Raw genomic sequence first — 13,972 nt, 5'->3', positions numbered from 1 at the left:
TACTTTGATAATGTCAGCTTTAGCTACTCCTCTGATAGAGGCGGGGTGAAAAATCTATCGCTGAAGATTCGCCAAGGTGATTTTGTGGTATTTGTCGGTCAGAGTGGCGCGGGCAAAAGTACAATTGTCAATTTGCTGACGCGATTTTATGACCCGGATGAGGGACGTATTCTGTTTGATGGCGTTGATTTGCGCGACTGCACTATACGCTCTCTCCGTTCTCAAATCGGACTGGTTTCTCAAGAGGTGATTTTGTTTAATGGTTCGGTGCGGGAAAATATCCGCATGGGGTATCTGGATGCCAGTGATGAAGAGGTAGAAGCCGCCGCTAAATCGGCAGAAATTCACAATTTCATTTTGACTTTACCTCAAGGTTATGACACACCCGTTGGCGACAGAGGGGGACAGTTATCAGGGGGACAACGGCAAAGAATTGCTCTAGCTAGAGCCTTGGTGAGAAATCCAGCCATTCTAATTCTGGATGAAGCTACATCAGCATTAGACCCTGCGACGGAAGCGGAAATCATGACAACGTTAGAGCGTATTGCCAAGAAGTGTACGGTGATTGTCATTACCCACCGCATGGCTCATGCGTTGCGTGCGGACACAGTTTTTGTGATGAATAAAGGGTGTCTCGTTGTTAGTGGTTAACCTACGAATTTGATTCAACTCTTAAAGAGTATCTGTAAAATTCAACTGAACTAAATTCAATGATTGAATCTTTTAACAATTTACAAATCCAGATTGCCAATTCAGAACAGCAATTTGACGGTGAACAGGTTTTGACAAATATAGAAAAACATAAGTTATTAGTCGAATGGAATAACACTTATCGTGATTACCCTCAAGATAAATGTATTCATGAACTCTTTGAAACGACTGTTGAACAAACTCCAGAAGGGGTAGCGGTGGTTTTTGAAGGGGAACAACTGACCTATCGAGAACTGAACGCAAGGGCTAACCAAGTGGCACACTACCTCCAAGGGCTGGGTGTAGGGCCAGAAGTGCTGGTGGGAATCTGCGTGGAACGCTCTCTAGAAATGGTGGTGGGAGTTCTTGGCATCCTCAAGGCTGGGGGTGCTTACGTTCCGCTTGACCCAGCGTATCCTTCTGAGCGCTTGACCTTCATGCTGGAGGACACCCAGACCTCTGTGTTGCTGACTCAGGCACGGTTAGTTGAATCTCTTCCTCCACACTCTTCGCGTGTCGTCTGCCTAGACACGGATTGGGAGGTAATTGCTCGACACAGCCACTCCAATCCCCAAAGGAGAGTAACGACAAACAACCTAGCCTATGTAATCTACACTTCGGGTTCTACAGGCAGACCCAAGGGGGTGGCGATGAGTCACCGTCCCTTATGTAATCTGCTTTTTTGGCAACTAGAAAGCTTAACAGTTTCTACAGGGGCAAAAACTCTGCAATTTGCCCCATTAAGCTTCGATGTCTCCTTTCAAGAAATCTTCTCTACTTGGTGTTCGGGCGGAACGTTAGTTTTAATCTCAGAAGAACTGCGACGAGATGCGGTAGGTTTATTGCATTTTCTCAGCGAAAAAGCTATTGAAAGACTGTTTCTTCCGTTTGTAGCCCTACAGTTGCTAGCCGAGGTCGCTGATGGTCAGCAAGCCGTTCCCACAAGTCTGCGCGAGATTATTACCGCAGGCGAACAATTGAAGATAACCAGACAAATCGCCAATTGGTTTACTAAGCTAAAAAGCTGCACGTTACACAATCACTACGGACCGTCAGAGAGCCATGTTGTTACGGCTTTTACCCTAACGGGTTCACCCTCAGATTGGCCTGCGCTTCCGGCCATCGGTCGCCCCATTGCTAACACGCAAATTTACCTGCTTTCTGCCCAACTGCAACCCGTTCCCGTTGGGGTTCCCGGAGAGCTATATATTGGCGGCATCGCTCTGGCACGAGGCTACCTCAACCGCCCTGATTTAACTGACGAGCGGTTTATTCCTAACCCTTTTCGCGATAAGCCAGGGGAGCGATTGTACAAAACTGGCGACTTAGCTTGCTATCTACCGGACGGCAATATCGAGTTTCTGGGTCGTAGCGACCATCAAGTCAAGATTCGCGGCTTCCGCATTGAACTGGGCGAAATCGAGGCAGCGCTGTGGCAGCATCCATCTGTGCGAGAAGCTGCGGTGATGGCGCGGGAGGATGTACCCGGCGACAAGCGCCTTGTAGCCTATGTAGTTCACAACCCCCAAGACCAGGGTTTGCAGGAACAGGCTGCCGACTTACAAGTTGAACAGGTTTCTCTAGCCCAAAAGCTGATACCGCACCTCCGCAGCTTTCTACAAGAAAAACTGCCCGATTATATGGTGCCAAGTGTTTTTGTGATGTTGGATGCACTGCCTTTGACACCAAATGGTAAAGTAGACCGTCGGGCACTGCCAGTACCCGACTCCGGTAGGCCCGATTTGGAAGAAAATTTTGTTGCACCTCGTACCTCTGTCGAGGAAGTATTGGCAGAAATCTGGGCCCAAGTGCTGGGCGTCGAGCGAGTTGGTATCCACGACAAGTTTTTGGAATTAGGCGGACACTCGATACTAGCTACCCAAATTGTAAGCCGATTGCGCGACGCTTTACAGGTGGAGTTACCTGTGGGTAGCCTGTTTGCATCTCCAACAGTAGCCTCCCTAGCAAAGTGTATCGAGGCAGGTGATTGGGAAAAGCAAGGTTTGCAAGCTCCCCCTATCCAACCCGTTTCCAGAAACCAGAACTTGCCTCTTTCATGGGGCCAAGAGCAGTTGTGGTTCCTTGCTCAATTGGAACCCGATACCCCTGTTTATAATGAACCCTGCACCATTCGCTTTACAGGTGCAATCAACGTTAATGCCCTAGAAAAAGCGCTCAACGAAATTATCAAGCGTCACGAAAGCTTGAGAACGCGCTTCATCACAGTGGACGGACAGCCAGTGCAGGTTGTTGCTCCCTCCGACACTTTTAACCTAGCTGTCGTGGATCTAAGGGAATTCCCACAAGAGCAGCGCAAAGCCGAAGCTTTGCGACTAGCCACAATAGATGCGAAGCATAAGTTTGACCTAAAAACAGGGCCACTTCTGCGGGCTACGTTGATGCAGCTAGCGGACTTTGACTACAGGTTATTCCTGACCTTTCACCACATTATCATTGATGGTGTTTCGCTAATCAGCGTATTCCTCAAAGAACTGGCGACACTCTACGAAGCGTTCTCTACTGGAAGACCAAGCCTACGGCACGCTACGCTAACGCCACTTGCTCCACTGCCTATACAATACGCTGACTTTGCTGTCTGGCAACGGCAGTGGCTGACACAAGAGATTCTGGAGAGTCAGTTAGATTACTGGAAGCAGCAACTAGCCGATTTGCCCGTACTACAGCTACCATTAGACCGTCCGCGACCCAAGAAAGGAACCTTTCGGGGTGCGAAGCAATGTCTGGTACTATCTTTTGACCTGACACAAGCGCTCAAAACTCTTTCGCAGCAGGAGGAAGTCACGCTCTACATGACCCTGCTGGCAGCGTTCAAAACCTTGCTCTATCGCTACACGGGACAGGACGATATTGTTGTGGGGACAATGAGCGCGAACCGCAACAGACCGGAACTCGAAGGGATGATTGGGTATTTCCTCAATACCTTGGTGTTGCGTACTGATATGTCTGGTATCCCTAGTTTTCGAGAGCTACTCAAACGAGTGCGTCAAGTAACTTTGGGAGCTTATGCCCATGAAGACTTGCCCTTTGAAAAGTTGGTACAGACACTGCAACCCGAACGAAATCTCAGCCAAAACCCGCTATTTCAAGTGGCATTTGTTCCCCAACCCTCAATGCCGTCTTTGAATTCGGACTGGACTGTAAGTCAGCTAGATATCCAAACCGATACAGCCAAGTTCGATTTGACCCTCGATGTAGAGGAAAGACCAGAGGGTATTATTGCTCGCCTGGAGTACAACACTGATTTGTTTGATGCCAACACCATCTCGCGAATGCTAGGGCATTTCCAGACCTTACTGGAGGGTATTGTTGCTAACCCCAGAGCGCGAGTTTCCGAATTGCCGTTGCTTACGGAACAAGAGCGACATCAATTGCTCTTTGAGTGGAACAATACTACGAAAGAATATCCCCAAGATAAGTGTATCCACCAGTTGTTTGAGGAGCAGGTGGAGCGATCGCCCAATGCCGTAGCAGTGGTGTTTGAAGGGGAACAACTGACCTATCGAGAATTAAATGCCAAGGCTAACCAATTAGCACACCATTTACAAGCACTGGGGGTAAAACCAGAAACACTGGTTGGCATCTGCGTCGAGCGTTCCCTTGAGATGATAGTAGGACTGTTAGGCATTCTCAAAGCTGGGGGCGCTTACGTTCCGCTCGACCCCACGTACCCTAGTGAACGATTGGCTTTCATGCTTGAAGACTCGGCTGTGCCAGTGCTGCTGACTCAACAACGGTTAGTTAACAGACTGCCCCAGCATGAAGCACAGGTAGTCTGCCTGGATACACAATGGGAGGCGATCGCTCAAGAGAACTCTGAAAACGCTGCCTGCGGCGTAAATGCCTCAAACTTAGCCTATGTTATCTACACCTCCGGCTCGACCGGAAAACCAAAGGGAGTAACCATTCAACATCGGTCTTTGGTGAACTATACCACTGCCGTCAGTATTGAATATGAGATAGAAAAGTGCGATAGCGAAGCGCTGCTGCGAAGCGCAGATCGCTTTTTACAGTTCTCCTCGATTAGTTTTGATGCCAGCGCCGAAGAAATCTACACCTGCCTGATTTCGGGTGCAACACTCGTATTGCGAACCGACTCCATGTTGGATTCGATTGATGTATTTTTGCAGAAGTGCAGGGATTGGGAAATAACCGTACTGGCGTTGCCAACAGCCTATTGGCACGAACTTACAGCAATATTAAGCCAAGAAAATTTTGCACTCCCCCCATCATTACGCTTGGTCAGCATTGGCGGAGAAAAAGCACTTCCCGAACGATGGAAAACTTGGATTGAGTATGTAGGGCAACAAGTGCGTCTGGTGAATATTTACGGTCCTACAGAAGCCACTGTGGGGACGACGATATGCGAGTTATCAGCAGCCAATCCAATATCAACACAAGTGCCGATTGGTCGTCCGATTCGGAATGTCCAAACTTATATACTAGATCGGTATCAACAGCCCGTACCCATAGGTGTTCCGGGTGAGTTGCATATTGGCGGTGCAGGACTAGCGCGAGGCTACCTCAACCGTCCCGATTTAACCCAAGAGAAATTTATCCCCAACTCCTTGGGCAACGAACCGGGTTTGAGCCTGTATAAAACTGGAGATAAGGCACGTTATCTACCAGACGGCAACATCGAATACCTTGGTCGCATTGACAATCAGGTGAAAATTCGTGGCTTCCGCATTGAACTGGGAGAAATTGAAGCGATGTTGGCACAACATCCTGACGTGCGGGAGGCGGTAGTCGTTGTTCGAGAAGATATTCCCGGTCATAAGAGCCTGGTATCCTACCTCGTTCTGCATCAGAATCCAGCACCTACAGTCAATCAGTTGCGCCATTTTCTGAAACAGAAGCTACCCAACTATATGGTGCCCTCAACCTTTGTGATCTTAGAAGCCCTGCCATTGACCCCCAATGGCAAAGTAGACCGCAAATCACTGCCTGCACCAGACCTCAATAGTTTGCTTCAAAAATCAGATTTTGTAGCTCCTCGGACTCCTACAGAGGAATTGGTTGCATCCATTTTGGCAAAGGTCTTGGGAGTAGAGCAAGTGGGTATAAATGACAACTTCTTTGAATTAGGAGGTCACTCTTTACTAGCCACACAACTGCTCTCACAAGTGAGTGATACCTGTGGGGTTGAGTTGCCCTTATCTAAGTTGTTTGAAGCTCCAACTGTAGCCAGTATTTCTAACTACATTGACTACATTGAAGCAATATCTTGGGCTAACAAAAGTCTGAAGACTAGCAACAATACAGTTAATAATCGAGAAGATTTAGAATTTTGATGAATACAATTGAGTTTGTTAATCACCTCCGCAGGCTAGATATTAACCTGTTTCTGGAAGGCGAACGCCTGCGTTGCAACGCTCCTGAAGGGACTCTCACCCCCGATCTAAAGTCAGAAATTAGCTCACGTAAAGCTGAAATTATCTCCTTTTTGCACCAAGTCAATAATCAAACGAATGCCAGTGCGTTACAAAGCAGTTCCCCCTTGGGGGTAATCGCTCCTATATCCAGAACAGAAAACAACACATTTCCTCTCTCGTTTGCCCAACAACGTCTTTGGTTCCTAAACCAATTACAGCCCAATAGCGCCTTCTATAATATTCCTCTTAACTTGCAGTTTAGCGGTCAACTCAATATTGCCGCCTTAGAGTCAAGCTTGCAACTACTCATCAATCGCCATGAAATATTACGCACTAACTTTATTGCTGTAGAAGGAGAACCCGTTCAGGCGATCGCTGCCACTAGAGATTTTACGCTGCCCGTCGTGGATTTGCGTCCTCTGTCAGCAAGTGAACGAGAGCTTGAGTATGAGAAATTAGCTTCTCAGTCAGTAATGTATGTGTTTAATCTCGCCGAAGAGCCTCTACTCCGAGCACAGTTAGTTCAGCTTACTCCCACAGACAATGTTTTACTGCTAACAGTTCACCACATTATCTTTGATGGTTGGTCTGTCAATATCTTTTTTCAAGAGTTAACCACAATTTACTCGGCTTATGTGGAGAATCGTACACCAACTCTGCCTGAAATCCACCTTCAGTATGTAGACGTTGCTGTGTGGCAACAGCAGTGGTTACAGCGAGAAGTTTTAGAGTCTCAACTCGCTTACTGGCAGCAAAAACTAGCAGAGATGCCAGCGCTGTTAGAATTACCAACCGACCGTCCCCGACCTGCTGTACAATCCTTTCGGGGAGAAACTCAAGTTTTTACCCTTGAGCAAGATATCAGTGAAGCACTTGTAAGTTTGAGTCAGCAGCAGGGAGTCACGCTCTTTATGTTGCTCCTCACAGCGTTTAAAGTATTACTCTATCGCTACACCAATCAGTCCGATATTGTTGTTGGCACTCCAGTGGCGAACCGCCAGCACTCTCAAATCCAAGGAATGATTGGATTTTTTGTGAATAATTTAGTGCTACGCACTGATTTATCAGACAATCCTACCTTTCTCCAGTTATTAAAACAAGTTAGAGAAGTAGTGCTAGAAGCCTACGAGCATCAAAATGTGCCGTTTGAGAAGTTAGTAGAAGCACTACACCCAGAGCGGGACTTAAGCTACACACCCTTGTTTCAAATAGATTTTTCTCTGGAACATGAGCCAGAGGCTACTGTTACTCTCAAAGATGTAACAATTAACACATCTGAGCCGGGAGCCAATCATACGGCTAAGTTGGATTTAAGCTTATCGTTGCAGAAAACTGAGCAGGGTTTAACAGGGGTATTTGAATATAGTACAGACATCTTCGATGCCACGACCATTGCTCGCATGATAGAGCATTGGCAAACGCTGTTAGCAGGTATTGTCGAGAATCCAGAACAAAGGCTATCAGATTTACCCATTTTGACGGCGATTGAGCAACACAAGTTATTAGTGGAGTGGAATCAAACCCAACAAGACTATCCTCACAATCTATGTATTCATCAATTATTTGAAGCACAAGTAGAACAAACACCAGATGCAGTAGCAGTAATCTTTAAAGACGAGCAGCTAACCTACCGAGAACTAAATGCCAAGGCTAACCAATTAGCACACCATTTACAAGCACTGGGGGTAAAACCAGAAACACTGGTTGGCATCTGCGTCGAGCGTTCCCTTGAGATGATAGTAGGACTGTTAGGCATTCTCAAAGCTGGGGGCGCTTACGTTCCGCTCGACCCCACGTACCCTAGTGAACGATTGGCTTTCATGCTTGAAGACTCGGCTGTGCCAGTGCTGCTGACTCAACAACGGTTAGTTAACAGACTGCCCCAGCATGAAGCACAGGTAGTCTGCCTGGATACACAATGGGAGGCGATCGCTCAAGAGAACTCTGAAAACGCTGCCTGCGGCGTAAATGCCTCAAACTTAGCCTATGTTATCTACACCTCCGGCTCGACCGGAAAACCAAAGGGAGTAACCATTCAACATCGGTCTTTGGTGAACTATACCACTGCCGTCAGTATTGAATATGAGATAGAAAAGTGCGATAGCGAAGCGCTGCTGCGAAGCGCAGATCGCTTTTTACAGTTCTCCTCGATTAGTTTTGATGCCAGCGCCGAAGAAATCTACACCTGCCTGATTTCGGGTGCAACACTCGTATTGCGAACCGACTCCATGTTGGATTCGATTGATGTATTTTTGCAGAAGTGCAGGGATTGGGAAATAACCGTACTGGCGTTGCCAACAGCCTATTGGCACGAACTTACAGCAATATTAAGCCAAGAAAATTTTGCACTCCCCCCATCATTACGCTTGGTCAGCATTGGCGGAGAAAAAGCACTTCCCGAACGATGGAAAACTTGGATTGAGTATGTAGGGCAACAAGTGCGTCTGGTGAATATTTACGGTCCTACAGAAGCCACTGTGGGGACGACGATATGCGAGTTATCAGCAGCCAATCCAATATCAACACAAGTGCCGATTGGTCGTCCGATTCGGAATGTCCAAACTTATATACTAGATCGGTATCAACAGCCCGTACCCATAGGCGTTCCGGGAGAGTTGCACATCGGTGGTGCAGGACTAGCGCGAGGCTACCTCAACCGCCCCGATTTAACCCAAGAGAAATTTATCCCCAACTCCTTGGGCAATGAGCTAGGTGAGCGCCTCTACAAAACCGGAGACAAAGTTCGCTACCTAAGTGATGGCAACATTGAATACCTCGGTCGCATTGACAATCAAGTAAAGATTCGCGGCTTCCGCATCGAACTGGGCGAAATTGAAGCGGTACTGAGTCAGCATCCCGGTGTAAGAGAGACTGTAGTCATAGCAAGAGTTAACCCTACAGGCGACAAGCAATTAGTAGCTTATGTTGTCCTGCATCAGGAAGAAGCACCCACAATTAGTGACCTGCGCCGCTTCTTAAAAGAACAACTGCCAGACTACATGGTGCCAAGCGCTTTTGTAACTTTGGAGTCCTTGCCGCTAACACCAAATGGTAAAGTAGACCGTCGCGCCCTACCTGAACCCGAATTACGACCCGAACTGGAACTCACTTTTGTCGCCCCTCGCACTCCTATTGAGGAAATGCTAGCCAGCATTTGGGCTTGTGTCCTGGGCATTGAAAAAGTGGGCGTTCATGATAATTTCTTTGAACTCGGTGGACATTCCTTACTAGCGGCTCAAGTGATATCGAGGGTGCGTGATACAATGTCCGTCGAATTACCATTACGCAGCCTGTTTGAAGCTCCCACTGTCGCCTCCCTCGCCCAACAGGTTGAGAATTCGCTTCATAGCGGGCAATCTATACAAGCTCAACCGCTATTACCGATTCCCCGGTCAGGCAATATTCCATTATCCTTTGCTCAAGCTAGGTTGTGGTTCCTTGACCAATTACAGCCAGACAGTGCTTTCTACAACATCCCAATCGCCTTGCGTCTTAACGGTCAGCTCAGTATAGCGGCTTTAGAGAACAGCCTCAACGAAATTATCCGCCGTCATGAAGTTTTACGCACAAACTTCACAAAAGTGGAGGGGCAACCCGTTCAGGTTATCGCCTCAACTCTGAAATTAAAACTGCTTAAAGTGGACTTACAAAACCTGCCTTTTTGTGAGCGAGAAGTCGAGGCGCAACGATTAGCCACTAATGAAGCAGAGCAACCTTTTGATCTAGAGCAAGAGCCTTTAGTGCGAGCCAAGTTGCTACAGCTTGACGAGACAGAGTACATCTTTGTGCTAACAGTACACCACATTATTTTTGATGGGTGGTCAACAGGCGTGTTCTACGGAGAGTTAGCAGCACTCTATGAAGCTTTTTGTACTGGTAAGCCAAAAGTTTTACCGGAATTACCCGTACAATATGCCGACTTTGCCCTTTGGCAGCGGCGTTGGTTAGCTGGGGAGGTCAAAGAAACGCAGCTTAACTATTGGAAGCAACAACTATTGGGCGCTCCGGCTTTATTAGAATTACCCACCGACCGACCCCGAAGAGCAGTTCAAAGTTATCGTGGAGCGTATCAATCCTTCGCCCTTTCTCTTGAATTGAGCCAAGCACTTGCCAATCTCAGCAAGCGAACAGGAGTCACCTTGTTCATGACGCTATATGCAGCGTTTGTGACCTTACTCTATCGCTATACAGGTTCCTCGGACATCGTAGTGGGTACGCCTGTGGCTAACCGCAACCGACAGGAAATCGAAGGGCTAATTGGCTTTTTTGTCAATACTTTAGCACTACGGACTGATTTATCAGCAAATCCGAGTTTTGAACAGTTGCTTCGTCGAGTGCGGGAAGTGGCGCTCGGGGCTTACGCCCATCAAGACCTGCCCTTCGAGCAGCTAGTAGAGGCATTGCAACCAGAGCGTTCCTTAAGCTATACGCCCCTGTTTCAGGTGATGTTTGCGCTCGACGAGAAGAGTGTGCCTTCAATGAAGCTGCCTGACTTAACTGTAAATGAGTTTTCTTTTGAAACGGAAACGACCAAGTTTGATTTGACCCTATCAATGGAGAATACGGCTTCTGGATTGATAGGAGGATGGGAATACAATAGCGACCTGTTTGATGCGGCAACCATCGCTCGGTATTCAGAACATTTCCTTTCATTGCTGGAGGGAATTGTAGCCAATCCTATTCAACCAATTTCAGAATTACCATTGCTTACACAACGAGAGCGGCACCAACTGCTCTTTGAGTGGAACAATACCTTTGCCGAGTATCCCTTCGATAAGTGTATCCATCAGTTGTTTGAGGAGCAAGTTGAGCGATCGCCCTCTTCCGTAGCGGTGGTGTTTGAAGACGAACAACTGACCTATCGAGAATTGAATGCAAGAGCCAACCAGTTGGCTCACTACCTGCGATCGCTAGGTGTAGGGCCAGAAGTTCTGGTGGGCATCTGCGTTGAGCGTTCCTTCGACATGATTATAGGACTCTTAGGCATTCTCAAAGCGGGTGGTGCTTACGTCCCTATTGATCCAGCCTATCCAACTGATCGCATTGCTTATATGCTCGATGATTCACGGCTACCAGTTCTATTGACTCAACAAAAACTGGTTGCTTCGTTACCAAAACATCAAGCGCGGGTAGTCTGCTTGGATTGTGATTGGCAAGAAATCTCTGTGATGCCCGAACTTCCTCCTCAAAGTGACGTGACACCAGAGAACTTAGCTTATGTGATTTACACCTCTGGTTCAACTGGAAAGCCCAAAGGAGTTCTCATCGCTCACCGAGGATTGTGCAATTTAGCGCAGGCACAAATCAAGCTATTTGATCTACAGCCCGATAGTCGCGTTCTCCAGTTTGCCTCCTTAAGCTTTGATGCTTCTATCTGGGAAATTGTCATGGCTCTGTGTTCGGGGGCACAGCTTTGCCTGGGAACACGAGAGTCGCTGCAACCGGGACAACCTTTAGTGCGACTATTGCAAAAGCACTCGATTACCCATCTTACTCTTGTGCCATCAGCACTTGCTGCTCTGCCGAGTGAGGAGTTGCCAGCGTTGCAGAATATCATCGTCGCGGGAGAGCCATGTCCGACTTCTTTGGTCGCTCAATGGGCAAAAGGACGGCGGTTCTTCAATGCTTACGGTCCAACTGAATCCACTGTCTGCGCTACGGTTGCACAAGTCTTTGAAGGCATGGACATGCTGCCAATTGGTCGTCCGATTGATAACACTCAAGTTTATATTCTCGATCGCTATCTCCAACCTGTTCCTATCGGCGTTCCTGGAGAACTGCACATTGCCAGCGTCGGGTTAGCGCGAGGCTACCTCAACCGCCCCGATTTAACCCAAGAGAAATTTATCCCCAACTCCTTGGGCAATGAGCTAGGTGAGCGCCTCTACAAAACCGGAGACAAAGTTCGCTACCTAAGTGATGGCAACATTGAATACCTCGGTCGCATTGACAATCAAGTAAAGATTCGCGGCTTCCGCATCGAACTGGGCGAAATTGAAGCGGTACTGAGTCAGCATCCCGGTGTAAGAGAGACTGTAGTCATAGCAAGAGTTAACCCTACAGGCGACAAGCAATTAGTAGCTTATGTTGTCCTGCATCAGGAAGAAGCACCCACAATTAGTGACCTGCGCCGCTTCTTAAAAGAACAACTGCCAGACTACATGGTGCCAAGCGCTTTTGTAACTTTGGAGTCCTTGCCGCTAACACCAAATGGTAAAGTAGACCGTCGCGCCCTACCTGAACCCGAATTTCGACCTGAACTGGAACTCACTTTTGTAGCCCCTCGCACTCCTATTGAGGAAATGCTAGCCAGCATTTGGGCAGAAGTCCTGGGATTAAAAAGGGTGGGCGTCAATGATAATTTCTTTGAACTCGGTGGACATTCTCTGCAAGCTGCTTCACTGGTATCTAAGCTTTCAGTAGAGATGAACCTGAAAATTTCAGTCAAGCTTTTATTTGAGCATCCTACTATAGCTGAATTAGCTGAACCGCTTAGTCACTTGCCCAAGCAAATTCCATCTTTCAACCCAGAAGAATCCCAAGCAAAAGTTAAGAAATCTATGACCACATCTTTAACCCCAACCACAGAAGAATCTCCATTTTTCAAACTAGAACAACGCTCCTTGCTATCGTTGTTTGCTGTAGGCAAGATAGCATCAGTTGACTCAGCCGCTCTGGGTTATCTTACCCTCTCTCTACTAAAAGAAACCAACTTGACTCGCGATGAAATCCTTCAAGATTGGTTTGACAACCTGCCGATGTGGGATGCTGTTATAGAGACTAAGTGGGGTCGAATAGCGGGTCTAACCCTCCCTATATTCGAGGATGAACTATACAGCGACCCACAGAAACTTATGCAAATGACCGTTGAAGCTTTGGAAATGGCAGGGCGACTCGGTGCTAAAACCGTTTCCTTAACAGGTTTAATTCCCTCAGCAACAGATTACGGTCGTGCTATTGTCAAAGCTGTTGAGGGGCGCAACGACTTACCGAAAATCACTACAGGACATGCTACCACCTGCTCTACTGTTGTCCTGACCATTAAGAAAATTTTACAGGTCAGCCAGCGTTCTTTAGAGAACGAGAAAGTAGCTTTCATCGGTTTGGGTTCGGTTGGTCTTAATAGCCTACGCCTGATGTTGAAATGCTTGCCGCATCCCTCGTCCCTTATCCTGTGCGATGTTTACAGTAAGCTGGAATCAATCCAAAATATTCAACGCGAAATTATCAGTGATTTAGGGTTTCGAGGTTCCATACAAATCGCTACATCTTCATCTTCATCTGAACTTCCGCCGGAAATCTACGACGCTACCTTAATAATTGGCGCTACCAACGTACCAGACATTCTCGACATCAAGCGGGTGAAACCCGGTACTCTAATTGTTGATGATTCTGGCCCACACTGCTTTTCCCCAGAACAGGCGATTAAGCGCTTTGAGGAACAGAAAGATATTCTGTTTACTGAAGGAGGAGTTCTTCAAGCACCTAACCCGATGAAAACGGTCATCTATCTACCCAAATCCCTACAAAATAACCTGAATGAAACTTCATGGAAAGAATATGCGCCAACCAATCCAGTTGACATAACGGGTTGCGTTCTGTCCAGTCTCCTCTCTTCTCGTTTTGACCATCTGGAACCCACTGTCGGATTACTGAATGTAGAAACTTGCGTGCAGCATTATCAAGGTTTAGAACAGTTGGGCTTCCAGGCAGCCGACTTGCATTGTGAAGGCTATAACTTGCATTGTGAAGGCTATATGTTGCAAGTTGAGACGAAAAGTGGCTCCTGACGTTCAGAGCGGGGTATGAGCAGCAATCAACGTGATTTGCTGGTCGTGTATCCCGCTCGCCTATGTGGTTGCTGGCCTCTTAGCTGACCGAATTTTTGA

General features: G+C 47.4%; 3 protein-coding genes. All 3 read left to right on the top strand.

Going from position 1 to position 13,972, the window contains the following annotated elements; genetic code table 11:
- A partial coding sequence (locus ACLGGO_RS27315; protein ID WP_446421645.1) for an ABC transporter ATP-binding protein occupies positions 1–651 on the top strand: 651 nt, incomplete at its 5' end.
- A 131-nt stretch (positions 652–782) separates the two neighbouring features.
- A complete protein-coding gene (locus ACLGGO_RS27310) occupies positions 783–6,002 on the top strand; it encodes an amino acid adenylation domain-containing protein (protein ID WP_446421647.1) in 5,220 nt (1,739 codons plus the stop codon).
- Positions 6,002–13,873: an amino acid adenylation domain-containing protein gene (locus ACLGGO_RS27305; RefSeq protein ID WP_446421644.1), complete on the top strand. Its 7,872-nt coding sequence runs from the start codon at positions 6,002–6,004 to the stop codon at positions 13,871–13,873. Before ACLGGO_RS27310 ends, ACLGGO_RS27305 begins: the two co-directional genes overlap by 1 nt.
- Positions 13,874–13,972: the final 99 nt, after the last annotated feature.

The organism is Coleofasciculus sp., from assembly GCF_046565525.1.
In the GTDB taxonomy this organism is placed as follows: Bacteria; Cyanobacteriota; Cyanobacteriia; order Cyanobacteriales; family Coleofasciculaceae; genus Coleofasciculus.
Note: the sequence above shows the minus strand (reverse complement) of the source record. Positions and strands in the feature narration are given on the sequence as shown.